At 53.5% G+C, this 22,147-nt stretch carries 26 protein-coding genes and 1 pseudogene; all 27 read right to left on the reverse strand.

The features are described 5' to 3' along the window. Nucleotides 1-517, reverse strand: a pseudogene (locus ACTJJA_RS19465) (tail fiber domain-containing protein); the annotation flags it as partial. A 59-nt stretch (nucleotides 518-576) separates the two neighbouring features. Further along, the gene (gene cor / locus ACTJJA_RS19470) at nucleotides 577-810 is read right to left on the reverse strand and encodes a phage exclusion lipoprotein Cor (RefSeq protein ID WP_422716634.1); all 234 of its coding nucleotides are present in this window, start codon (nucleotides 808-810) and stop codon (nucleotides 577-579) included. Nucleotides 811-917: 107 nt separating this feature from the next. After that, nucleotides 918-1,589, reverse strand: coding sequence for a hypothetical protein (locus ACTJJA_RS19475; RefSeq protein ID WP_440668955.1), 672 nt, complete (start codon nucleotides 1,587-1,589; stop codon nucleotides 918-920). Next, nucleotides 1,590-1,904, reverse strand: a complete 315-nt coding sequence (locus ACTJJA_RS19480) for a hypothetical protein (RefSeq protein ID WP_440668956.1) — start codon at nucleotides 1,902-1,904, stop codon at nucleotides 1,590-1,592. It lies immediately after the preceding gene. Nucleotides 1,905-1,944: 40 nt separating this feature from the next. Continuing rightward, nucleotides 1,945-5,496, reverse strand: coding sequence for a host specificity protein J (locus ACTJJA_RS19485; RefSeq protein ID WP_440668957.1), 3,552 nt, complete (start codon nucleotides 5,494-5,496; stop codon nucleotides 1,945-1,947). Nucleotides 5,497-5,550: 54 nt separating this feature from the next. Continuing rightward, nucleotides 5,551-5,817, reverse strand: coding sequence for a hypothetical protein (locus ACTJJA_RS19490; RefSeq protein WP_440668958.1), 267 nt, complete (start codon nucleotides 5,815-5,817; stop codon nucleotides 5,551-5,553). Further along, nucleotides 5,814-6,443 (reverse strand): tail assembly protein, encoded by a 630-nt coding sequence (locus tag ACTJJA_RS19495; RefSeq protein ID WP_131635973.1) that lies wholly within the window; start codon nucleotides 6,441-6,443, stop codon nucleotides 5,814-5,816. The genes ACTJJA_RS19490 and ACTJJA_RS19495 overlap by 4 nt, the downstream gene beginning before the upstream one ends. 32 nt (nucleotides 6,444-6,475) lie before the next feature. Further along, nucleotides 6,476-7,186, reverse strand: coding sequence for a C40 family peptidase (locus ACTJJA_RS19500; RefSeq protein ID WP_440668960.1), 711 nt, complete (start codon nucleotides 7,184-7,186; stop codon nucleotides 6,476-6,478). Between the two features lies 1 nt (nucleotide 7,187). Beyond that, a complete protein-coding gene (locus ACTJJA_RS19505; protein WP_131635974.1) occupies nucleotides 7,188-7,943 on the reverse strand; it encodes a phage minor tail protein L in 756 nt (251 codons plus the stop codon). Continuing rightward, nucleotides 7,940-8,287 carry a phage tail protein gene (locus ACTJJA_RS19510; RefSeq protein ID WP_131635975.1) on the reverse strand — a complete coding sequence of 116 codons (348 nt, stop codon included), beginning with the start codon at nucleotides 8,285-8,287 and terminating at the stop codon, nucleotides 7,940-7,942. The genes ACTJJA_RS19505 and ACTJJA_RS19510 overlap by 4 nt, the downstream gene beginning before the upstream one ends. A 62-nt stretch (nucleotides 8,288-8,349) precedes the next feature. Beyond that, nucleotides 8,350-8,631, reverse strand: coding sequence for a hypothetical protein (locus ACTJJA_RS19515; protein WP_131635976.1), 282 nt, complete (start codon nucleotides 8,629-8,631; stop codon nucleotides 8,350-8,352). Nucleotides 8,632-8,745: 114 nt separating this feature from the next. Further along, entirely contained in the window at nucleotides 8,746-11,658 is a 2,913-nt protein-coding gene (locus ACTJJA_RS19520) for a phage tail tape measure protein (protein WP_440668961.1), read from the reverse strand. Beyond that, a complete protein-coding gene (locus ACTJJA_RS19525) occupies nucleotides 11,655-11,969 on the reverse strand; it encodes a DUF1799 domain-containing protein (RefSeq protein ID WP_032618388.1) in 315 nt (104 codons plus the stop codon). Before ACTJJA_RS19525 ends, ACTJJA_RS19520 begins: the two co-directional genes overlap by 4 nt. Next, nucleotides 11,966-12,277 carry a phage tail assembly chaperone gene (locus ACTJJA_RS19530; RefSeq protein ID WP_440668962.1) on the reverse strand — a complete coding sequence of 104 codons (312 nt, stop codon included), beginning with the start codon at nucleotides 12,275-12,277 and terminating at the stop codon, nucleotides 11,966-11,968. The genes ACTJJA_RS19525 and ACTJJA_RS19530 overlap by 4 nt, the downstream gene beginning before the upstream one ends. 66 nt (nucleotides 12,278-12,343) lie before the next feature. Beyond that, nucleotides 12,344-13,015, reverse strand: coding sequence for a phage tail protein (locus ACTJJA_RS19535; protein ID WP_049136381.1), 672 nt, complete (start codon nucleotides 13,013-13,015; stop codon nucleotides 12,344-12,346). A 69-nt stretch (nucleotides 13,016-13,084) separates the two neighbouring features. After that, the gene (locus ACTJJA_RS19540) at nucleotides 13,085-13,495 is read right to left on the reverse strand and encodes a DUF4128 domain-containing protein (protein WP_440668963.1); all 411 of its coding nucleotides are present in this window, start codon (nucleotides 13,493-13,495) and stop codon (nucleotides 13,085-13,087) included. Continuing rightward, nucleotides 13,492-14,076 (reverse strand): hypothetical protein, encoded by a 585-nt coding sequence (locus tag ACTJJA_RS19545; protein ID WP_131635980.1) that lies wholly within the window; start codon nucleotides 14,074-14,076, stop codon nucleotides 13,492-13,494. Before ACTJJA_RS19545 ends, ACTJJA_RS19540 begins: the two co-directional genes overlap by 4 nt. Before the next feature lies 1 nt (nucleotide 14,077). Then, complete coding sequence (locus ACTJJA_RS19550; protein ID WP_440668964.1) at nucleotides 14,078-14,428, reverse strand: hypothetical protein; 351 nt, start codon at nucleotides 14,426-14,428, stop codon at nucleotides 14,078-14,080. 1 nt (nucleotide 14,429) lies between these two features. After that, a complete protein-coding gene (locus ACTJJA_RS19555) occupies nucleotides 14,430-14,912 on the reverse strand; it encodes a DnaT-like ssDNA-binding protein (RefSeq protein WP_440668965.1) in 483 nt (160 codons plus the stop codon). Nucleotides 14,913-14,948: 36 nt separating this feature from the next. Beyond that, nucleotides 14,949-15,248 (reverse strand): Ig-like domain-containing protein, encoded by a 300-nt coding sequence (locus tag ACTJJA_RS19560; RefSeq protein WP_176472714.1) that lies wholly within the window; start codon nucleotides 15,246-15,248, stop codon nucleotides 14,949-14,951. Then, complete coding sequence (locus tag ACTJJA_RS19565) at nucleotides 15,230-16,183, reverse strand: major capsid protein (RefSeq protein ID WP_440668966.1); 954 nt, start codon at nucleotides 16,181-16,183, stop codon at nucleotides 15,230-15,232. The genes ACTJJA_RS19560 and ACTJJA_RS19565 overlap by 19 nt, the downstream gene beginning before the upstream one ends. 12 nt (nucleotides 16,184-16,195) lie before the next feature. Further along, entirely contained in the window at nucleotides 16,196-16,966 is a 771-nt protein-coding gene (locus ACTJJA_RS19570) for a hypothetical protein (RefSeq protein WP_427179075.1), read from the reverse strand. Nucleotides 16,967-17,046: 80 nt separating this feature from the next. Continuing rightward, nucleotides 17,047-18,144, reverse strand: a complete 1,098-nt coding sequence (locus tag ACTJJA_RS19575) for a phage minor head protein (protein WP_440668968.1) — start codon at nucleotides 18,142-18,144, stop codon at nucleotides 17,047-17,049. A gap of 1 nt (nucleotide 18,145) precedes the next feature. Continuing rightward, nucleotides 18,146-19,534: a DUF4055 domain-containing protein gene (locus ACTJJA_RS19580; RefSeq protein WP_440668969.1), complete on the reverse strand. Its 1,389-nt coding sequence runs from the start codon at nucleotides 19,532-19,534 to the stop codon at nucleotides 18,146-18,148. Nucleotide 19,535: 1 nt separating this feature from the next. Continuing rightward, nucleotides 19,536-20,843: a terminase large subunit domain-containing protein gene (locus ACTJJA_RS19585; RefSeq protein ID WP_333080110.1), complete on the reverse strand. Its 1,308-nt coding sequence runs from the start codon at nucleotides 20,841-20,843 to the stop codon at nucleotides 19,536-19,538. Beyond that, entirely contained in the window at nucleotides 20,821-21,819 is a 999-nt protein-coding gene (locus ACTJJA_RS19590; RefSeq protein ID WP_440668970.1) for a terminase small subunit, read from the reverse strand. Before ACTJJA_RS19590 ends, ACTJJA_RS19585 begins: the two co-directional genes overlap by 23 nt. 78 nt (nucleotides 21,820-21,897) lie before the next feature. Next, nucleotides 21,898-22,071 (reverse strand): GnsA/GnsB family addiction module toxin, encoded by a 174-nt coding sequence (locus ACTJJA_RS19595; RefSeq protein ID WP_044859277.1) that lies wholly within the window; start codon nucleotides 22,069-22,071, stop codon nucleotides 21,898-21,900. Nucleotides 22,072-22,147 lie beyond the last annotated feature (76 nt).

The raw sequence follows: 22,147 nt of genomic DNA on the forward strand, positions 1-22,147 counted from the left end.
TTCCCAAACCGAGGTTTGTGCGACTGCCTTCTGCCGTTGTTGCCCCGGTGCCACCCTGCGCAATAGAAAGCGCAGTAGTGAGCCCTTTCAGCTCCGTGATATCGCTGTTTACCCCCTTTCTGGCAAGTGCGCCAATACCAGGAATGTTCACGGAGGCCCCGTTGATGGTAACGGTGATAGCCTGGTTTGCTGAGGTAGTAGCGAACGTCTCCCAGGCACCAATATTCTCGTCATACTCTTTGATGAGCTGCGACATCGCCTGCGCAAGGCCGTCGACAGAGATATTGTCCGACACAAGGATTCCATACTTCTGACCGCTCACCGCCGGGGAAGCAGCTGGCGTAACCGTCATTGACGTGGCGCTGTTCACGGATGAAATCTGGAACAGCTGTACCGGGTTAGACATGACGATAATCGTCTGGCCAGCGCGTACCTGGCTGGCCGGTGCCGTCCAGTTTGTGCCGGTGCCGGTTGCGGTGTTTCCGTTAACGGCGATGGTGCCGGTGTTATAAAGCATATTTTCTCCAGGCAATAAAAAACCCCGCCGGGGCGAGGTTTGTTTTGAAACAGAATGAGTTATTGGCAGGTGGTGCTGGTGAACGTGTTGGCACTAACCCAGGTCCAGTTAAAGGGATAACCGGCGCGGTACTGGGTCTGATTGTTTTGTTTACGCACTCCGTAAATCTGGACACTGTTTTCCTGCCCGCCGATAAGGGCGGTACCAGAACACACAGGTTGCTGTTTCTCAATAACGCCAGCGCAACCGGAGAGCAAAACCGCCACCGCCAGGCTAAGAATCATGTTTTTCATCGTGGTTATATCCCAGGGCATTCACAAGGTTACACAATAACAATATGAATCAACGGGATATAATTGATTTGGTAGATCAATTATTAGAAATTGATCGCTGAAAACGATCAATCGTAGTTGGCGCAGTTGATGGCCATGATGACGTTTCTCATGTTTGAGTAGGCAACGTTTTGCAGTCCTCCGGAGGGTGTTGTCTGAGGTCTGGCAAATATCCGCGTATTGCTTCCCTCGAGTTTTGCCATGCTCTTGTAAATTGCAGCGTAGGGCTGTGGCTGGCCACCGGCTGATATAACCCCGGTAATCAGGCCGAGCATGACGGGCATGCAAGCCCACTTCCCCGCCCGGGTTGTGTTGATGTTGTAGCCTGAGCTTGCATCCACTCCGGCAGTGCCTATGGTAACGACATCGCCGAGCGTGCGCGTCTCGTGGGTTAAAATCAGGGTCCCCGATGCATCCCACACGGCCATCCCGTAATCTGGCTTTGTCTGGGGGAAAATTGTGAAAAAATAAACGTACGCTGTGCCGGTTGCATTAGGTCTGAGAAAATCAATCGTGATGGTGTTTCCGCTTACCGTCTGAGTGATTTCCACCTCAACCGTGCAATGAACGAAGGCCACAACGGGCTGACCTGAGGGAAAGGAGTGCGTCACCCTGGTATTGAAACCCGATGTCCCCTGCAGTGCCGCTGTCTTTCGCGCCTGTAATGCAATCGGCGAGCTGTTGGCGGTAACCCACACCTCACCGCTCGTCGTCGTCAGTAAACCGCCATACTGCGCCATTTATGCCCTCTCGATCTGGAAAATGAGAAAAGCTGCAACAGCGGGTTCAGTTCCTGCTGAGTAGTCGGTATCCCCCACAGAGGAAACCGTTGCAGTACCGCCGGAGATGGTGATCTTCCTTCTTCCAGTTCCCCACTTATCATCGTTCATGACCTGAAAGTAGGTCAGGTTGCAACCCGGTGGCAGGGCAACGGAATAAGAGCCAGTTTTCTGGTTAACGGCCAGCTGCAGATAGCCGCAAACGCTGACTGGCTTAATTCCATAGTTGTTAACCTTGCCTGAAGCGTCCCATGTTTGAACACCGAAATCCGCCATCGTATCTCCTGAAAAAAAAGGCCCCGCAAGAGGCCTCCCGTCACCATGTACCAGTGATTCTCCCGATCTGCACCCTCAACACATTGTTGGAGTCCCGTACACTGATTGTCTGGTTGGTCTGTTTCATGGCCCCCTCGCCAGCTGTCGAACCGTAGTTCTCAAACGTACCGGCCTTATCCAGCCTCCACCCGACTGAGCCAGCCACATAGTTATTCGACTGGATATAGTGGCCGATTTTGGCGTTCTCAATGGTGCCGTCCTGGATGAAGCTGGCCCGGATGAATGTCTGCCCGTTCTGGATCACGAACGGCAAGGCCACGCTGTTACCGGCCGCCGTGGTGACTGCGAAGCGATCTGCCAGGAAGATAACCTGCGACTGCATGCCGGATGGCGTATTCTCAACGCCGATCCCCATCCCCGCGGCGTAATACTGCCCGTTGCTGGAGACACCAACCTTGATGTTGTACATCGCGCTGAGGTCGCCGTTTACGTTCGCTATGGCCTGAGTGTTGGTGGTGATGGCTGAGGTATGCCCGTTCACCGTCGCCGTGATGCTGTTTACCTGCGTGGCCATAGCCTGCTGGTAATTGGAGAACGTCTGGTTCAGGCTGTTGATGGATGCCTTGTTGCCGTTAACGTCCGTCTGCAGGCTCAGCAGCGAGCGCGCCGTTGCCTCCCTGTCGTTGACAATCACTTCATCAATGCGGTCCAGATTCGCGCTGTTGCCAGCGACCGATGCAGAAAGGGTTTTACGCGTGGCCACCTGAGCGAGGTTGGCCTGGATTATCGCAATTGCAGAGTTCTTCACCCCGCCCGTCATGCCGTCCATAGAAACGCTGATGTTGTCGATTCGCTGGCCCAGGGCGGTATCAGCCGTCGCAACGGTCTGCTCAAGCTGACTGAGTGAAGACGAAACATTCCCGACCGTGCTGGAAAGCTCATTAACGCTGGTCTGAACCTTCCCGACGTCCTGGGCATTTTTGGCGATATCCTTCGCCTGCTGCTCCAGTTCGTCGTTGGCCTGTTTGATATCGTTAGCCATGCCAGCAATTTTTTCGTTGCTGTCCACCGCGTTCTCGATCAGGTCTTTGAAGGTATGCGAGTCTTTAATCTCCTCCAGGATCACATCGGTGATGTCGGACACATCAATACTGGCCTGACCGCGCACCCATTCTGTGTAACCTGATTCGTTGCCGCTGCGGTCCACCAGCTGCGCGCGGTACCAGAAAATCTGCCCAGCCTTAAGGCCCATCTGCTGATATTTGCGCTGCGGGTAAGGCACATCGGCCAGCAGCATCGCATCGTCTTCGGTACCGGTCAGGCTGTACTGAATTTCCGTCTTCAGCGTGTCGTCGGTATTCGCAGGGAATCCCCAGTTCAGCTCGATACCGAATACCACGTTTTCAGAAGCGATGAAGCCAACTGGCTTCGGTGGGTTGCCCACTTTACCCGTCAGCGTTTTCTCTTCTGAATAGCCCCATCCGGATGAAATTTCTGCGGCATTGATTGCTCGCACGCGCACCAGATAGCGCCCGGCATAAATCCCCGGGACGTCGAATGATGTGGTGGAGGTGCGCGGCACGTTAACCCAGTTCCCGTCGTTGCGGCGCCATTGCGCTTCATAGGCGATAGCGTTCTGCGCCTGGTCCCAGCTCACGCGCATTGTTTCGACGCTGATATTTTGCTGCACCACAGAAAACGAGCTGATCACGATGTTCGCAGGTGGCAACTGGTTGCCCGGCGGGATCACGCTCACCGGCCGCTGGTCAATGATGGCTCCGGTATCGATGCGATCGAATTTATCCGGATCGTGATTTGCACCGACAATTGTGAACGTGCCGTCATTATTATCAGTTACCGTAATAACGCGATACTGCTGCGCGTAGAGCTCATCAGACTCAATGACCCATACGGCCTCAGCCACAGGCGTTTCGCTGTAAGCGGTCGTAACGGTCACTTTATTGCCCGTAATCGACTGAATGGTGCGTGACTGTGAAACACCCGATGGAAGATTGACAATCATCCTGTCGGCTGCCGAAGCATCCGGCGCCCTGTCCAGCGTCAGCACGCGACCATTCACCGCAGAGATACGGCCGCCCAGGTCGCGCCCGGAGAGATTTCGGTCCGCTACAGCGATAACATAGCCAGGCTGCGGAATGTTGCCATCTTCCCCTACATTGAAAGTAACAACGCGATCTTTGTTGTTGGTGAGGATCCCCCATCGCCCTTTCCGATTCGCTTCTGACTGACGGGTACAGCCGATCGCAGTTATCTCAAGTTGATTAAACCCATAACGCGCAACCAGGGCCTGCTCAAAAACAGGCTCCATCGCATCAGAATAAGCGTTATCAGGATCAGACCAGGAAACCAGCGCATTGGTGTAACGGTTCTTTGTGGTGCTGCTGGAATAGGTAAAGCGCCCATCAATAACGTTCGCATGCGTGTATGTAAAATCAACATCTCTCGGCATGTCCGCCAGCGCCACAATCTGGTCGTCGCCCCAGTAGGTCATCCCACGGAAGATGGCAGCAAAATCACGCAGGACCGTATAAGCGTCGTTGCGTTCCTGTATGTACACGTTGCAGGTATAGCGTGGTTCGGTACCACTTCCGCCTTTGCCGTCCGGTACCATTTGATCGCAATACTGTGCAACCTGGTAGAGCGTCCATTTATCTATGTTGGCCGTTGTAAGACGATCCCCAAGTCCGAAACGGTCGCTAACCACCAGGTCATAGAAAATCCATGCAGGGTTATCGGTCCAAGCCCATTTAAATGTCCCAGCCCACGTACCGCTATACGTACGGGTCTCGGGATCATAAGTATCCGGAACGCGGATAACGCGGCCGCGGGGCTCGCAGGAGATCTGCGGGATAGAGCCGTTAAACTGGCTGGAATCGAATTCGATGTAGAGCAGCGCAGTGTTTGGATAGCGTAACTTGGCGTCAATCACCTCCGTGAAGCTCTGCAGCGTCATCGTGTCGCCGATCTTCGCGCTGTTTGCATCAGAGGTAATCTTACGCAGTCGGATTGTCCAGGTGCTGCCAGCCTGAGGTAAATCGATACGGTGGCTGCGTTCGTAACCTGATGTCGTTTTGCCGGTCACGCTGGTATTGAGTACCGTCTGCCATGTGCCGCCGTCCGTCTGCAGGTCAATCGCATAATTAACCGAGTAACCGACCAGATCGCCGTCGTCCTCCTGTTTGAAAAGCGAGGGCCATTTCAGACGCAGGCGAACAGCTGAAAGCTGCGTATTGGTGAACGTGCGCGTCCACGCTGTTTCGCTTGATACCTCGGTTCCCACGCTGATTTCGTTTTCGGTGCCGGGTATGCCCTGAATATATTTTTGCGCCTGCGTTCCCGCGCGAAATTCCCACGTGACGCCGCTGAAGTTTTGGGAGCCGTCAGCATTCTCCAGAGCCGTTCCGTCCAGGTAGATATCTTTCGCCGTCAGCTGCCCTGCAAATTCACCCTCCCCCAGTGCAACGAGGATTTTTGCCTTTGCTACAGATTGCAGATCATCAGGCTGTTCGGTAGGGGTACGGGAACTGGAGCTTCCGCCCTTGCGGCCTTTTATAGCGATTGCAGTTGCCATATTGCGCCCATAAAAAAAGCCACCCGAAGGTGGCTTATTTCTGAAGAAAATTAGTTAGATGTTTGTTTCGCTAAATGGGTTTACAAAGTCAGCTTCAGCTTTGAAAAACGGACAATCGCTTGAAGTCGTTACTAATACAGGAAGACCGTTGTCTTCAACGTCATATAGCTTGGAATATTTATCAGAAACCTTTCCTGAAAAATTCTCGCGGCAAATAACATCTTCACCACGTGTTACTGTCACTTTCGCACTCCCACCGATTAAAATGCCTTCATCGACTCGCTGTAGGCCTGAAATAGTTATTCTCAAGTATTTTTTCATTGTTGATCCTCGACATAAATCCCGGCAGAAATAATCGCGCCGCCGATTCGCCGGCGGCCATAAAGAAGTGGTACCGGATTCCCCTGAGCTGTCGTGTTTGTTACTCCACCAAAGGCGTAGCTGGCTTGGTTATCCGCAGATTGCTTACTGGCGAGCCCGGTTGTCTGTGGAGAAAGCATCTGGACTACGCCGCCGATCGCCATTGATGCCCCAATCCCCGCCACAGCGCCCCAACCACCAGCGAAAGCGGTACCACCAATCCCAATCGCGGCCCCTCCCGTGACGAACGCAGCAACAGCGACAAGGGCAACCCCGAGGATTGTCTGAAACACCCCGGCTCGCTTACTGCCGATGATCACCGGCGCGATGCGGATTTCCTCTGTGCTCCTGTCCATAATGAGCTCATCGTTTAAGAGGTTTCGTTTCCCGCTGAATACCGCATAAGTTAAACCTCGTTGCTTACTGGTATTCAGGAAACGCTCAAAACCCGGCACGATAACGCTCAGGGCGCGGATGGCCTCTTTAGGTGAAGCTACTGATAAACGATATTCACGCCCGAAAGTGGCGCCTAGCACGCCGTACAATCGAATTGTGCGGACCGGCTCAACATTGAGTAATGCAGCCATTTTTCCCCCATAAAAACTGCCACAGGCGGTTATCAGAAACAGTCTTTAAAGCGCAGTATTTTCATTGTGCGCTCACGCCAGTAACCGCCATAAGGTACGCGCTGGCTCAGATGCCCATAAAGGTGATGCAGTAGCATGTTGCCTTCCAGCAGAATCCCCGCATGATTCCACTTATCAGCCTGAACCTGCATGATCACCATATCGCCAGGTTTTGGCGGCCCGTCGAATTCACGGAATCCGCACTCATACCAGCAATCCTGATAGAAGTTGTCCGGGTAGTCGTTTTCCCACCAGGGATAATCGACCCGGTAATCGTGAAGCTCTATCCCGTGCGTTTGCCGGTAATAGCTCATCACTAGACCCCAGCAGTCGAAGTGACCAAGCACAAACGGGCGCTCCAGCAGCGGCAGTTCTCCACGCGGCTGGATGGTCCGTAAATCTCCCTCCGGCCAGCTCACGATATGCCAGGGTAAAAGGGTTGCATCGCATTGCGCTTTATCCAGCTCGCTCGGTTGCGTCGTGGCATCCGGGTGACTGTGAGCGATGGCGATCACCTTCCCCCAGTCTTCTGCAGCTGCATAGTCTTCGGGGCAAAGTACAAAATTGTCCTCCGGCGCCGCGGCAAGATTCCGGCACGGGAAATAACGTTCAACACGGCTTTTCTGCGCCACCACGCCGCAACACTCGCGAGGATACGCAGCTGCAGCATGAGCCATAATCGCATCGATGGTTTTCTGACGCATATCAGCTCCTGATCAAAGACGTGCCAGGGAATCCACCGAACGGCAGTTCGTTGCCGTCTCCATGCCTGAGCTTACAGGCCGTAAGCGTGCCGTTGCATTCGTCCAGAGAGGGGTCACTCACCGGGTTGTTGTTTTTATCGAAATAGCGGGTTCCGGCATAGTCGCAGCCGTCGCCGGTGCGATATTTATTCCGGATACACCAGGTACACAGAGAATGAAGTTGACGGGTAGGGATCATCTTTCCCTGTAACGACATCGGGCTATCCAGTACGAATTCGATACTCTCGCCCGGAATTTCGCTGGCTTTGCTATCAATGTAAAAAACTCGTTTTCTGACCTGTTGCGGATCTGCTGTTGCGTTACCTGCAGGGAAGTTCTTCGCATCGAGATAGTGCGAATAGGTGTCATGGATAGTGACTTTCGCCTGTAGCATATCGTCATAGGCAAGGCACAGCGCTGTAATCTTGCTTTCGATATCTGCAACCGTCAGCGTTGGCTGGGCGCTGTTGCCTTCTGTGGATGCTTCAAGCCCTTCAATTTGATACGGCCAGGCGGCATATTCTTCCCCCTGCCACCATATGCTTTTCGCTTCCAGCTTTGATTCATCACCACCAGCGGCGGTGATTTCTTCTTCCGTGTGCGGGAGGTTGTACGCGTGAAATCGCAGTACATCATCCACGCCGAACGTAGAGCCATCAACTTCGATAAGCCGGACTTTATTGCCGGGCTCAAGGCTTTGATAGTCTGCTGTGATCATGGTGCGTACGCCTGTTTGAATGTTGCGGAAATGGTCATAACATTGCTGGATAAGGGCTGTGATTTGATTGATTCGGCCTCAATCCGATAGAGCCCTGTTTCGCCAACGGGCGATGTCCAGATAAATGACTTTGTGACGTGAGAACGAAAGAACTTCAGGGCCTGAAGCATGTCCGCTTTTTTCCCCGTCAGTGTGACAGGCCATGACTGCTTTTCAGGGTTAATGCCTTCCCCGGCGATCTGCTCATAGCCGTCGCCAAAGGTTGCAGAGCGCGTTTTAAGGCTAAACGCCCCTTCCATTCCCGCCTGTATCTGTGTTCGCCAGGTGAACGTTTCGATTGCCATGCTATCTCCGAGCATAAAAAAACCCGCCGAAGCGGGTTTAAAATAAAACTTAAAAGAGGTTATTAATTCCGTCGTCCCATTTCATCACGCATGAAATCAAGATTAGATTTAAGAGGGCTAGCTTTATTCTTACACTTGTCCAAATTTTCAGCTATTAGGTTCAGCTCTTCAGAACTGTTTGGATACTTCTCCAATTCCATCACGCTCATGCTGGCATGAACAGCATCTGCACCGCAGTTAACAAGTTGCTTGTTATATTTGAACATCGCCCATTCGACACCTGCTATCGTCACCGGCACGCCCAACACAAAACCAATTAACCAAATAGCAATTTTTGCTTTCACTGAACAACTCCATGAAAAATGCTTGTAGAGTGTTTTATCGGCCAAGGACTAGAACAACCTAGCGAATTTACGCGGTTTTACGCGCATTGATTCATTGGATGGTCGTTTTGCCTTCTAACGTGATTTTGTTGCATTCCAGATCAAACCACCTGGTTGGAGTTGCCTCGCAATCCCTGCACGCACTGACTGGTCAATGGTCTGTTTATAAGCCCGAGAAATAGCATCATTATTACCGGAAGTCTGCTGCTGAGAGTTCTGGCTTTGAACTACCACAGACGTTTGAACTGAAACGCCACCAGCTGCATTGGATTGCAGACCATACATCGGGGCGTGGCCAACATAGCCGCCGTTAGCATACCCCTGAGCTCCACGCATAAGTGCATAGAGGTTGCCGATACCCAGTGCACTGGTCGCTTCCTTCGTAAACACAAACTCACCGCCGTGAACCACGCCTTTCGGTTGGTACTTACCACCATCACCGGTGTAGCCACCGCTATCGAATCCCGGCACCAGACCGCCACCAGAGAAACCAAAAAACGCCCCGATACCAGTTCCACCAAAGGCTGACTTCATTCCATTAATTAGAGCCAGTTGCGTCAGCATCTGGGCGATGCCTTTCAGGAAAGTAGACAGGAAATCAGAGAAGTTAGATTTACCAGTAGTAAAAAAATCAGTGAGCGTGCTGGCCATCCCGGTGAACGCATTGCTGGTAATCGTCTGCACCTGCGAGTAAACATTGGTCGCGCTGTCTTCAAATTCAGCCCAGCCCTTTTTCGCGCCGGTCAGCCAGTCAGCGCGTAGCTGATCTTCAGCATCATAGTAATCGTTAGCTGCCTTAAGCTGTTTCTGATATCCCTCTTCATCCAGCGAACCACCAGTATTTTTCCAGCCGGCGGCGAGCTGACTTTTTGCCAGCTCTCGCTGCGCCTGGCGGTCACTCATCCCGGCACCGTTCACTAATGCAGCCTGCTTCTCTGCCATCTGCGTGACGTATTTATGAGATGTATCCATGCGCTTGTTCAGCTGTTCCTGTGCGGTAATCTGATCACCTAACAGGGCTTTCTGCCGTGCCAACTGAAGCACCTGGTCTTTACTCGCCAGCAGGGATTGTTCCTGCTTTGTCAGTGAACGTGAACGCGAGGCCTCCTCCAGCACCTGAAATTTCGCTTCAGTCGTCCACAGATCTTTGCGCTGTTGGCTGATAGTGTCGTTCAGCCCTTTATGCTGCTGCAGCGCGCGTAACTGTGCCTGAAGCGCCAGTAATTCGGCCTGGGCAGCATCCGTGCTGCGATCGCCAGCCGATAAAGTGCCCTGCTTTCCGGTTTTGGTCTTTTTGCCAAAAGCAGCGACTCCTTCCCGATCCTTCTGGGTGGTTGCGGTACTTATCTTTCTGGTCGTATCGAGGTATTTACCTGCACTGATATCAGCCGCATCCCAGTCTTTTTTCAGCTGAGAGACGCTGTCACCATATGCGCCGGCCATTTGTTCGTTGTAGTCCTGCCATCCCTGCAAAGTATCTGTTTTCGCCCAGTCTGGAACGAGATTAATCGCGGCAGCGATAGAGGAAGAAATAATCTGGTTCAGCTTCTGGAAAACGATCGCAACGCTGTAATAAATTGCGTTGAATTCCTTCAGTGTGTTTGATGCCAGTTCAGCTACCCACTGACCGATGCTCTGCATGGCCTCAGACGCCCAGCCCTTGATATCCAGCCACAGGCGACCAAACGGTGTCAGCGAGTCGTAAGCCTGCTCCCCACGTTTTGCCATCGTATCGCCAAACAGGTCCATAGCCTGCGTAACAGCCGCGGTCTGGTCCTTTTGCTTTATCAGATCGTCAACATGCTTAAGCTGTGAAACGGTCAGGAAATTATATTGTTCGTTGAGACTCTGCAGCGCTTTAACAGGGTCTTTTTCGATGTCCTTATAGGCTTTGGTGATGTCCTGCGCCGAGACTATACCGGTCTGAACCGCCAGCGCCGTGGAGCCCGCTGCTTTTTCAAGTTGCTGCTGTGTCAGCGATCCCATGCCAACCAGCTCAGTCATCAAACTCTGAACGGTACTTACAGTAGCGCCAGTAGAGGCAGCTATAGACTGGGAGGAAGCCATGATCTGGAGCGCTGACGTGCCAGCAATGTTGCCAGTCCTGATAATGGCCTTGTTGATTTCGTCGTAGGCGGTGAAGTAGTCCGATCCCGCTTTGGCCGCAATCAGTACAGCACCGGCCAGGCCGCCAATTGCCACTCGGGCAGGGGTCACCATCGACAACATCGCTTTCAGCGCATTGCCTACACCGCCAAACGAGTCACGGAGCTGACCGCCCTGCTGAATAGCAACCATATAAACCGGCATACCGGAAGCCAGTGAGGTCACAATGTCGGTAATTTGCATGGGGAGATAACGCATAGCATTGCGGTATTGCCCCGCGCTGATAGCCCCAGACTTCCACGCTTCCTCCTGCTCTTTCAGCTTTGCGATCATTGGTGCAGCACGATCGGATACGCCGAGTTGGGCAGCTTTTAGCTCTAACAGTTCTGCGCGCGTTTTTCCGATTGCTGTGACCTGCTCCTCCAGCGAATCGATAAAGGTTTTGCCCGCCGCAGCTGCACGCTGCGCTGCCTGAGCCTGTTCAATGCGAGCCCGCCCCTCTGCAGTTTCAGACTCCATTACCTGTGCCAGTTTTGCCCGCGTCGTCTCAAGCACGCTGTTGTAACGAGTAAAATCCTCGTCTCCCACCAGCCCTTTACCGCGAAATTTCGCCAGGCTCTCCTGGATAGTGTCCAGTTCATCCAGCGCCTTGTTTACCGGGCTGATTTTATTCAGCAGGTTCTGCAGTTCCTGACGCTGCTGCTTCAGGCTTTCGCTGTTTTTCTTCTGGTTATCGATACCGGTGCGGAACGTGCTGTTCAGGTCATCCGCTTTGCCTGCCGCGGCGGACGCGGTCTCCTGAAAGCGATCCAGTGCCTGGTTACCGCGCTCCAGCTCACTGGTATTTACGCGCAGGGAAATCGTGGCGATATCGTTACTCATTCCGCCCTCTCTTTATGCATAACTTTTAGTGCGGCGCTCTCCATGATTCGGATGTCCGAAAGCGCGGTTGCCTCGTCCTCGACGTGGTGCAGGCGCATTACCCAGGGCAGCACGTTGTAATCAAGCCCTGATGCACCTCCCATGCCCGTGCGCCACTGTGTGCTGACAGCCTGAAACACCAGGAATGAAGGCCATACATCTGGCCAGACGTCGATGTATTGATCGTCGTAGTCATCCGGCGTAAGCCCATAGGGCGCCAGGTCTGCCGCTGTGGGTTCAGGCGTATAGAATGCAGAGGCAACCGCTATCAGTTTTTTTCGCGCTGCCCCATCAGTTCGCGATAGTAGGTTTCAGGGATAGCCTTCATCGCCGCCGGATAGTTTTCCAGCAGCACCGACAGGTTTTCTGCGTTGAAAGCATCGGGAAGTGCCCAGCCAGAAATGATTTCCATCAGAAAATCAGTGGCGGTTTTGTCTTCCAGTTTTTCCAGATCAGCCAGCTCTTTAAGTGGCTTATGATTGAACGTGAAGGTCAGTACGCCATCCTCATCGCCAGCGCGCGGGATCGAGACGTTGGCCTTGAAGGTTGGTTTGGGCTGAAGGGTGAATTTAGTCGCCATTGATACCTCTTAACGAAAAAAAAGCCTCCGTGATGGGAGGCATGGAATGGTGAAAGCTCTGACGGGTTAGGCGGCAGCGTCAGTCACCTTGTAGAACGTCATCGCCGGTGACTGCAGGTTCAGCACCACACTCACTGTCTCTACCTCGTTCACCGCCGTGGTAGGCGTGTCGTCAAAAGATGCCGTGGCTGCCCAGTAACGGTTCTCTTTCGCCTTCGGCACGTACATGTAAGCCGCCACGGTCTCTTCGTCTTCGTCCAGCTGGCGCAGCAATGGATATACCGGGAGCGTGGAGTCATGCGCGATCGAGTAGGTCTGAGAGACTGCGGATTTATAGGTGTTCAGGTTGCGCTGGCGATCATCGCTGAGGAACTGAATCTGCGTGGTGTTCTGATCACCACCAGATTTCGATACCTCAGTGATTTGTGGCAGCTCGGTCCATTCTTCAATTTTGCGAATAGAGCCGGAACCGCCGCCCGCCGCGTATTTGTTTTTGTTTGTGGTATTGATGTTGCGAAGAGTGACAGCATTCTCCGCAATCGCGTCGATTTTCGCGATAACGTTATCAATACCCGACCAGTTGCAGTTCACGTGAACGATATCGCCGACCGCGATATCGTCTGCGGCGCTAACGGTGATCACCGCGTGCTCAGCATTCGTCGCCCCGGTGAAAGTAATGGCCGGGCCGTAGCCCGACGCCAGATAAACATGAGCGCCGTTAGGCAATGCAAAGCCCATAATGGTTACTCCTTTAGAAACGGGAAAACCGGCTCAAGGCCGGTCAGTTGTGGGACATCACAGAGGGAATCAGTTGGTAATGTCTGCCCGATAATTCAGGCTGACAGGAACGGTGTAGGACACAGGTGTAGGGACGCCGCGGAATATGCCAGGCGCGCTGCTAATCCAGCAGGTAAAGTCTTTGCCTGCAATTTCCTGCCCCTCGGGGAACAATTCCGCCACTCTGCCCGCCAGGGCAACGACGGAGGTACGGCCGGAGCCGGCTGGCGCCACGACATTAATCTGGTACACGCCAGAATAAGTCCGGCAGCGCAAGCCGAGATCGATTGTTCGCGGCGTAACGGGCATATCGTGAACGGCCAGGTACATCTCGTTAGCAGGAGGTGTAAACGGCGCGTTCTCCCATGCAACCGAAATGCCCTCGGCATCAGCCCAGGTACCCAGTCTGGCGGCCAGTGCAGATGCAATATCAGGAATCACTTAGTCACCTCCCTGACAGCTTCCTCAAAGAAGCGTTGAAACTCAGCTGCAGTTATGCGGACCATACCGCCCGGAGCTTGTGTGGAATGCCCCATTTCAAGCGGGTAGGCATAGGGCACGTTGTTGCAGAAATAAATGGCCTTCATCCCGACTTTGAAGAGCGACAGCGTGTAGTTCCCGGCCGCTTTTGTCAGGTCGCCGGTCTTGTCTATTCGCCCTGTCTCGTCAGTCGTTGGCGCATCAAAGGACACCTGCCAGTTACCGCGAAAGCGTCCGCCCGTATACCCCGGCGGTGCTTTGATATCCATCCCATCCACCACCCGGGCTTTTTTCTTCAGTCGCCCGGTTTTGGTCAGGTTGTCGGGATTGGCGCGCTGCGCTTCGTTATGGTCGTAAACAGCGCGATTATAGGAAACGGCTGTCTGGTTAACTTCCCACAACTCCGGGTTGCCCACTGGGGACATCACCACCAGCTGGTTAAGAATTTTGATTCCGACTACGCGCACCACTGCTTCCTGATTCGTTTTCGCCTTGTTAACGAAAGCCGTGATTTCTGCCAGGAAAGCCGCGTTCTCGCCCATGCTAAGCCCTCAGTTGCGCTTTGTAGCAGAGCACCAGCACGGCAGGTTTTGCCGGGTTCGGTTTGACAACACGGTAGGCTGTGCCGTCAATATCAACCACATCACCGATTTTAATTTCCTGCTCTGCCGTAAAAACGATCTGCACGTCGCCGTTAACGATGACCGTTCCATCAATTTCGCCTGGCGCGTATTCGGTCTTCACGCCCACAGCAGTAAAACGGACCTCTTCAGTTTTATGCTCAACGCCGCCGATAACCATTACCGAGCCTTTACGGGTGACGTTGTACGTCGCGCCGTTCTGCCTGAGCATGCGGGTCGTTCTGGCCTGCATACGTTGGTAATCAATCGACATATCAGGCCCTCTCAGCAAATGCATTAATGGCGTAACCACGACCACCAGCAAGGTCGCCCAGCAGCGCCATAACGGCAGGATAAGACGGCGTGAAGACTTCACCATCTGCGACCGCATAGGTCATGGTGACAGCACCTTCCACACGTTCAGTTTTCACAGCGGCTTCGCGCACGCTGGAGAGTAAATCGCCGTCGATTGCCTCTACCGCCAGCATGCACTGTGCGGTTATAACCTGCCGTGGAACTTCATCCGGCGGGAAATCATGTTCATCCAGAACGACATTCACGCGTGGCCATGCCAGAGCCTGTCTCGGGTCAGCTTTTGAGCCAATCCAGTCCAGACCGTCCAGGTAATCCATGGCCTTAATCAACAAAGGTGTGAGCTTGTCAGGCAGTTCAATGCCGCGTATTTCCGCAAACGAGGCAAGATCCTCTTCACTGGCGTAGCTGTTGGCATCAGGAGAGGTGATATCGGTATTGATCATCGAATCATCCTGTTTATGGGGCTTTCGCCCCATTCGTTATTCTCCGGCAGGCGCAGTGAAGGTGATCTCATCAGTGGTTTTCGCCACTCCTTCAACCGTGCCGGTTACCGTGAAGGTGCCAGCAACGTCTGATGTGAGTTTCACCGTTGCACCACCAGCAGAGCCTGTTTGAGAACTGGCCGTGCTAAGCGTGCCACCTGTGGACGTCCACGCGACGGTTTTACCGGATACACCGGAGCCATTCAGCGTGTACTTCAGAGAAACAGTTACCGCGTCTGTGCTGTCAGCAGTTGCGGAGGTTTTATCCGCTGACAGTGTTACTCCCCCACTGCGGATTCAAGTTTGATCAGCACGCCTGCCGTAGATTTGTTGCTGGTGAAGTGTTTCTTCCAGTTGCCCGCAGTGCCAATGGCGGTCAGGTCAGGGTTATCACCTTTGGCGGTATCCCAGCTGTAGCCCAGCAGATCAACGTTCACCACGCCTTCAGCACGATAGCCAACCGCAAGGTTTTCCTGATCGTTGATATCGTAGGAACGGAAGCCCGGCGCCTGAGACTCGGTAACGGTAACCGCACCAGCGACCAGCCCAAGGATCGCATCAGCGTCCATGGTGTCGGTCACCAGCACAGGTTTACCCAACGTGCCTGGCTGTCCGCCGTAAACCACCACGCCCGCTTCTTCGTAGATTTTGTTGGCAATCGCCTCATCAACAATGTCGAAGTAGGTGGCAGAGTGCATCACGAAGAGCACCACACGGTTGAACTTGTCGCCGTACTTACGCAGGCCACGCGTCAGGGTCTTTTTACCGTCGGTCTCAATATCGGCGGTTACGACCATGTCGGCGTTAGCACCAATCGCCGCAGTCAGCGCTTTCAGGCCGTATTTCACGTAGCCCTCCAGCGTGGCATCTGCGACATCCACGCCGATCACTTCGGAGAACTCGTCAACCGAGCGGCCGCGGCGTTTGAACGCTTCTTCTGTTGTTTCGTATGGACCGTATTTCCACGGCGCTTTGACGGATACGGCTTCACCGGCACCAATCTTCTTACCCGTCACTTTTTCGGTGGAGTTAACGTCACGCGATTCGATAGAGCCGCCCACCTTGTAGAAGGCTCGCTTGCGGAAATCACCTTCAATCAGCTCGTTATCCAGCAAAATCGCACCGTTGGAGGAAGCGTTGAACACTTCCAGATTATCCTGGCGGCGCTCAAGAAAAGCGGTCTGAGCCAGGTCATCATAAATAACCAGGTCAGTATTAACAGTCGTTGCCATGGTTTAAATCCCTTATTTCGGAAGTTTGAGGAAGGCCTGCTGGCCGTGTTTGCGGATGTAGTCCGCTTTGTCGCTGGCGCTCATTTCGGAACGTTTCAGGCTGCCACCGCTGTTTGATTTGTGTCCGCCTGCGCCGGTGCCTTCGGCGCGCGGGAACAGGTGCGGAGCCGTCTCCTTAAGAGACTCCGCCCACTCAAGCGGGCTTAGTGGGGTTTTGCCGTCTTTACCGAACAGAACATCGCCATTTGCATCAACTGCTACGGCCTCGCCTTCGTCGTTGAGTTGGAATGTGCCTTTGGCACGTAGGATCAGATCGTCAGATGCTTCCGGCAGCGCGCCAGCTTTGGACGCTGCTGCACGGATTGCATCCCCCAGAACTCGATCCCGGAATTTGTTGGAGAACGCTTCGGCTTTGTCGGCGCGTTCATTTGCGGCTTTGATTTGCTTATCGACGTCAGCACGCAGACGCTCGGTGCGCTTATCGAGCACCTCATCGATTTTTCCGGCGGCAATCAGCTTTGCCTCTTCGTCGTCGGAAAAACGCTGGAGAATGCCGCGCACAGCGTCTGGATCGATACCTTCAAAGCGGGATAGGTTTTCTTTCTGCTGTTTAATGGTGCCCAGCAGTTCGCTATTTTTCGTTTTGAGGCCAGTGACTTCACTGGTCACGCGCTCATCAATCAGCTTCTGGATTTCAGGCGTGATTTCGATACCACCGCCACCGCCGCCCTCACCGCCGCTTTCAGGTGCGTAGTATTTCAGAAGCATGTTTCGAATTAACATAATTTCCCCTCGGGATTTTGCCGGGCCTCGCCCATAAAAAAGCCCCGGCGGATGCCAGGGCGTGGAGTAAGATGTGATTGTTAGTTGTCTGTGCCTGAGAGCTGCTTCAGACGTTCCAGGCTGATCCATTCGCCTTTGTCAGTGAACATATCAGCGAGGTCGATTTCACCCGCGCGGAACAAACGGCCACGCTCGGCACCAAGAACCTGATCCTGACGTTGTGCCGGCTGGCGCGCGAGCCATTCCAGATACGAAGTTTTCCCCGGTACCTGTCCATCCATGCTGGCCCGACTCCCTTCGTCCATCTCGTCGATATCGATGCCAAGTTCGCGCCACGACTTGAGGATCAGGGTTTCGGTAGAACGACAGCAAAAATGAATTTTCCCGGGCCCCTGCAGGTAAGGCACCTTGTGCCCGACTGGTTTGTTATCCAGGGTGTAGCGCAGCAGGTCTCGAATAATGCAGTCGTGGCTGGTTTTATTGTCCAGCGTAGACAGCCACTGTTTACCTTTCACGATGTCACTGTTGGCACTGGTGAAGCTGTTGCGTGCTGTGGCAGCCAGATGATTCACGGCTGTTTTAGCGATGCTGGCGGCGTTTGCCCTGCTCATCTGCAGCGCGCCGTCGCGATAATCTTTATTGGCGTGGCCGCGAACACTGCGCGCGATTGCTTCTACCGTGTCGCCGGCAAGATACCCACGACGTACAGCGTTTACGATCCTCGCCAGCCTGTCCGATTCAAGATTTTCCGCCCACTCTCTTAGCAGGCGCCCCTGAAATGGCTGAGCCATCGCCGCGGCATACACCATATCGGCGGTGATTCCTTGTAGCGGGTAGCGTGCCAGCACCTGTGAGGGAAGAAGGGAATCGAACAAGCTCATCTGATAACTGGCCTCGTTCTTTGCCAGCGCCACCAGCTCACTCTCGAGTCCTACCTGCATGGTGGCTACGGCCTGATGGTTAAGATCGCGCACGCTGCCCAGTAAACTCTGCAGACGGCTAACGGTGAAGCTCTCAGGAGGCAATCTGTCGAGCGCATCGAGCAGGCGTGCCGACAGGTCTGCGTCCGTCTCGTTGAGCAACTTCACCATCCGGTTTGCCACGCCTGTTGCATAGCGGCTTAACCAGACGGAATGTGCGATCGACTCATCGCGCAGGCTTTCGTTTACGGTTGCCATATCAGCCCCCGGTCAACGTGGGGGCCTGATTGCGGAGCGCGTCAATCACCTCTTCCGGGCTGTCTGCCGGGTCGATGAGGTCAAGTTTCTGAAGCATCCTTATCATATCGGTATCGCGCAGCGCGCCGGACTGCCAGGCATTCACAATAGCGGTTACCATGCCAGACTCGGCAACCTTCGCGATGAATTCCTGGTTGATGGTGTAGGCTGGCTCATCGCCTTTAATTCCAAGATATTTTGCGCACCAGCCCAGCGCCAGCGTATAGGCCTCTGATACGTTTGAAACGCAGATACCCAGCACAGAAGTTGATGCGCTCTGTTCACCGCTTGCCTGCGTTGCCGTCTTCGCCGTGGCGTTCTGCTCAATCAGCCGCGCGCCAAGCTGCACCATGTAATCACGCTTGCTGTCCATGGCCTCTTTCGCCAGCATGTTCGGCTGCGCCTGGGCATAGCCAAACGAGCCTTCTTTAGGAAGCAATAAGGGTGAGCGGGAACCTATTTTCACGCCCTTCTTCTCGAGGTGATCGCGCCAGCCGGTATCGAGCCCGGTCATGTACGGCTGCACCTGGCCACAGAACCACACGCTGTCCTCATAGTCAGCACTGTTACGGTAATGACCGTGGTTTATCTCCACCAGCGCAGCCAACGGTGAATCATCGATAGTGGGATCGTTGTTCTGAGCACCGACAAAGGTGAAAGGGATTTCGTCCCAGTAGTCCTTTCCTTTCGGCTTAGGGTGGTACTCACTGTCAACGGTGTAGGTTCCGCTTGCAGTGCCACCAGCCCGGCGCCATACCCGACAGATGAACCGCCCTTCTTCCAGCGCCAGCTCTCGGTACTGGATTTCATCCTTGTAAGCGTAGCCATCCGGCTCTTCTACGCATTCGCGCAGTACCACCAGCACCAGCTGATCGCGTCCGTTAATTCTCTTTGTTCGCCAGTTGATAATGTTCTCTGCCGGATAGCGGAGGATGATCGCCTCATCGAATGCTTCTGCGTAGTCAACATAAAGCCCCTCTCGTGCCACCTCCAGCACGTTCTCGGTCACCAGCTGCGACTGCTGATAGATGCTGGTACCGGCACCGTCAGCATTGTCTAACAGGTATTTGAGCTTTTCAGGACCGTTAAACGTGGGGTCCTTGCGATACGCCATCCCAAGCATGCCGATTTTCGTGTTGCCGGCAATGGCATAGAACACCGCGCGACTCAGATAGTCTTCGTTGCGTTTGCGGTTACGCGTGGATTTATCGGTTGGGTCGAGATACGGCAGATATTTATTACCCGCCGCTTTTACGGCCTCAGCCCCTTTGCAAAAGTCCCTGTATTTCCGCCAGGCAGCAGAAGCCGCCCGGTGTTCTGGTCGAACCCAGGTGATGTCGTCGTTTGCCATATCAGAAAGTGGTGTCCATGGTGATTGAGTATGCCGGTTTCACGATCGGGTAATCCTTCACGATGAAGTACCCACCAGCATCATTGGGGTGATCGTTATCAGCTGATTTGTCCGGTTCGCCATTGGCCGCCCAGATTTGCTGCTCGAGGCTCTCGGTATAAACCGGGCAGTTTTGCACGTTAACCAAATAGCGGCGCTCGCCGTTGGCGTTGCAGAACATGGCGTTCATCGAGTTGATGCGGTCTTTAACTGGCGGGTTGGCATCATCAACAATGACGCTGAATCCGGCTTCGTTGAGCTGGGCGATATCGGTCTTACTGGCGTTCTGGGATTTACGGGAATCGCCTGAGGCATCCGGGTAAATATAAATCTCCCGGTTTTTCACATAGCGGCCATCCTCGTAGCGCCAGAATTCCTCCTGAATGCGCTTAATCATCGCCGGCGTGTCGTAGACTTTCACTAACTCACGAACAGCGCGCGGCAGGCCGTTACGCTTTACGTGAACAATCGCGGCCATTTTCCCCACGTTGAAGTCCATACCGATGAAGAGCGGATCCCCATCCTGAATCTCGTCAGAACAGTTATTCAGCTTACGGTTGAACGTATGGTAAATGGTCCCGCTGTTAAGGTTGGTGAACTTGCCGCGCAGATAGGCCTGAATCAGTTCGTCAGGGTAAGAACTTAGTAACGACGGGATGTAATCCGCAGGAAGATTCTTCGCGTTGTCGAACGTGCTGGCCTGAATCAGACCGTACAGGTCTGCCAGTTGGGACTTTTCACGTACAGCCTTAACGAACTGCTGGTAGACGAACTTGAAACCTTCCGGCGTTGTCGTTACGTCAATTCCATTCCTCAGGCCTGGGATGTTGTAACGCATACGGGCGATAATTTTTCGCCAGGCCTGCTGCGCTTTAGCCGCAGCCATGACGTCCAGTTCATCCACCATCGCGTTACCGATTTTGAAGCCGACTATCGAGCCGGGCTTCTCCATAGAGCGGCAAATTGTGGTCCCGCGGTACCGTCGCCCCTCGTAGAAGTGAACCTCTTTGTTCCCCTCATTGATTTTGACGCTCAACCCCCAGTCAAAGGCCACCTCTTCAATCGTCGGGTAGAAGATGTCGCGGATTTGTGGGTACGTCGGCGCGAAATAGCCCTGGTTAATCTTCGGGTGTTCCCACATCCCTTTGCAGATGCCGCCACAACCCACCCACGTTTTACCAGAACCGAACCCGGCAACGTAGGCTTTAAACTTGTGCTTCATCGCGAGGAAGCGCGCCTGAGGAATATTAAGTGTCGGGCTGATCCCCATCGTCTGCCCTCGCATCCACTACGTTGATATTGATCTGCACTGGCGTTGGTTCGTCGTCTTCACCATCACCCGCCAACTCCTTGCGGAGTTTTTCCACCTCCAGTTGCCGGCGTTCGATTTCAATCTGCTGCAGGCGCTGCGCGAACTCGCTATCAGCCAGGCCAAGACGCTTCATTACCGCTTCGAACATGCGCTCACGGCTGATAGCAGTGATTTCAACGCCATTCTTGCCGACCTTCACTCCAGAGTATGCGAGCCGCGAGACTGGAGGGAGCTTGCGGGTGTCAGGGAAATAAGGCTGGCCAATGCCGTCACCATTGCAGCGTGGGCATTCAGGGCTTGGTTCTCGGTTGTGGTCGTAACCGTAACCACCGGAATCATCTGGTTCACGTCTGTCACGCTCAACAGCCTCGAGTCTTTTCTCTTCAAACTCAACTGCATCCCGCCACTGGTAGTGGTGACCGAAACCCCAGCAGTAACGACACGCGCCGCGGCGATACTGTGAAAGCTGGTTTGCATCGAAAGTGGCGAGCTGCCACATCTGCGCGAGGACTTCATCGGCACTGCCAAGCGTGCGCGCAATAGATGCCTTCTGCTGCTGCGCAATGGCTTGCGCAACTGAAGTTTTCTGAAGGAGTTGATAGCCGATTTGTTCAGCTGATTTTTTGCTGTAGCCAGCCCGGATAGCTGCCTGTGTGGCATTGCCATCCTTCAGGTATTCTGCGACAAAGCGTCTTTGCTGTGTCGTTAACCCATCATCATCCACCAGCTCATCGACGCTTTTATCCTTCTGCGCAGCACGCAATTTTTGCTGCGCAGATTTTTGCGCAATTTGCGCAAAGGGTTTCTTGATGTATCGGCGGGCAGTAGCGTAATTCAGTCCCTGCGCTTTACACCATTCCTTTGGTGATACGCCGGTTGCGGCATGGTCGGACAGGAACCGTTGCTGAAGCTCGCCCCAGTCCGGTTTTGCCATTGTTTACTCCAATAAAAAAGCCACCAGCCAATGCCAGTGACTTAGGATTGTTGTGGTGCCGAGTACTTACTGCAAACCTTAAATAAGCTTGATTTTGATACTATAACCCTGGAGGCCAGACATAGTTTCTATAGGAATAAACTCAACATCAGAGACTTCCTTCCCTGTTTTTTTTCTCAACTCAACCATTTTTTTTGAGATGAAAGACGAAATCTCTTTTTCGATTTCATTCTTGATGTTATCAGAATTCATTTTACCTCCTATAAATAACTCATTAACACTCAATCAAACACAAATCGTTAATGAGCGAATCAGATACTTATGTATA

The organism is Enterobacter sp. 22452, assembly GCF_052045065.1.
In the GTDB taxonomy this organism is placed as follows: Bacteria; Pseudomonadota; Gammaproteobacteria; order Enterobacterales; family Enterobacteriaceae; genus Enterobacter; species Enterobacter mori.

Excerpts from the sequence above, each read along its gene's own strand:
- cor (WP_422716634.1), bottom strand. The coding sequence starts at position 810 with ATGAAAAACATGATTCTTAGCCTGGCGGTGGCGGTTTTGCTCTCCGGT.
- ACTJJA_RS19475 (WP_440668955.1), bottom strand. The coding sequence starts at position 1,589 with ATGGCGCAGTATGGCGGTTTACTGACGACGACGAGCGGTGAGGTGTGG.
- ACTJJA_RS19480 (WP_440668956.1), bottom strand. The coding sequence starts at position 1,904 with ATGGCGGATTTCGGTGTTCAAACATGGGACGCTTCAGGCAAGGTTAAC.
- ACTJJA_RS19485 (WP_440668957.1), bottom strand. The coding sequence starts at position 5,496 with ATGGCAACTGCAATCGCTATAAAAGGCCGCAAGGGCGGAAGCTCCAGT.
- ACTJJA_RS19490 (WP_440668958.1), bottom strand. The coding sequence starts at position 5,817 with ATGAAAAAATACTTGAGAATAACTATTTCAGGCCTACAGCGAGTCGAT.
- ACTJJA_RS19495 (WP_131635973.1), bottom strand. The coding sequence starts at position 6,443 with ATGGCTGCATTACTCAATGTTGAGCCGGTCCGCACAATTCGATTGTAC.
- ACTJJA_RS19500 (WP_440668960.1), bottom strand. The coding sequence starts at position 7,186 with ATGCGTCAGAAAACCATCGATGCGATTATGGCTCATGCTGCAGCTGCG.
- ACTJJA_RS19505 (WP_131635974.1), bottom strand. The coding sequence starts at position 7,943 with ATGATCACAGCAGACTATCAAAGCCTTGAGCCCGGCAATAAAGTCCGG.
- ACTJJA_RS19510 (WP_131635975.1), bottom strand. The coding sequence starts at position 8,287 with ATGGCAATCGAAACGTTCACCTGGCGAACACAGATACAGGCGGGAATG.
- ACTJJA_RS19520 (WP_440668961.1), bottom strand. The coding sequence starts at position 11,658 with ATGAGTAACGATATCGCCACGATTTCCCTGCGCGTAAATACCAGTGAG.
- ACTJJA_RS19530 (WP_440668962.1), bottom strand. The coding sequence starts at position 12,277 with ATGGCGACTAAATTCACCCTTCAGCCCAAACCAACCTTCAAGGCCAAC.
- ACTJJA_RS19535 (WP_049136381.1), bottom strand. The coding sequence starts at position 13,015 with ATGGGCTTTGCATTGCCTAACGGCGCTCATGTTTATCTGGCGTCGGGC.
- ACTJJA_RS19545 (WP_131635980.1), bottom strand. The coding sequence starts at position 14,076 with ATGGGCGAGAACGCGGCTTTCCTGGCAGAAATCACGGCTTTCGTTAAC.
- ACTJJA_RS19550 (WP_440668964.1), bottom strand. The coding sequence starts at position 14,428 with ATGTCGATTGATTACCAACGTATGCAGGCCAGAACGACCCGCATGCTC.
- ACTJJA_RS19555 (WP_440668965.1), bottom strand. The coding sequence starts at position 14,912 with ATGATCAATACCGATATCACCTCTCCTGATGCCAACAGCTACGCCAGT.
- ACTJJA_RS19565 (WP_440668966.1), bottom strand. The coding sequence starts at position 16,183 with ATGGCAACGACTGTTAATACTGACCTGGTTATTTATGATGACCTGGCT.
- ACTJJA_RS19570 (WP_427179075.1), bottom strand. The coding sequence starts at position 16,966 with ATGTTAATTCGAAACATGCTTCTGAAATACTACGCACCTGAAAGCGGC.
- ACTJJA_RS19575 (WP_440668968.1), bottom strand. The coding sequence starts at position 18,144 with ATGGCAACCGTAAACGAAAGCCTGCGCGATGAGTCGATCGCACATTCC.
- ACTJJA_RS19580 (WP_440668969.1), bottom strand. The coding sequence starts at position 19,534 with ATGGCAAACGACGACATCACCTGGGTTCGACCAGAACACCGGGCGGCT.
- ACTJJA_RS19585 (WP_333080110.1), bottom strand. The coding sequence starts at position 20,843 with ATGGGGATCAGCCCGACACTTAATATTCCTCAGGCGCGCTTCCTCGCG.
- ACTJJA_RS19590 (WP_440668970.1), bottom strand. The coding sequence starts at position 21,819 with ATGGCAAAACCGGACTGGGGCGAGCTTCAGCAACGGTTCCTGTCCGAC.
- ACTJJA_RS19595 (WP_044859277.1), bottom strand. The coding sequence starts at position 22,071 with ATGAATTCTGATAACATCAAGAATGAAATCGAAAAAGAGATTTCGTCT.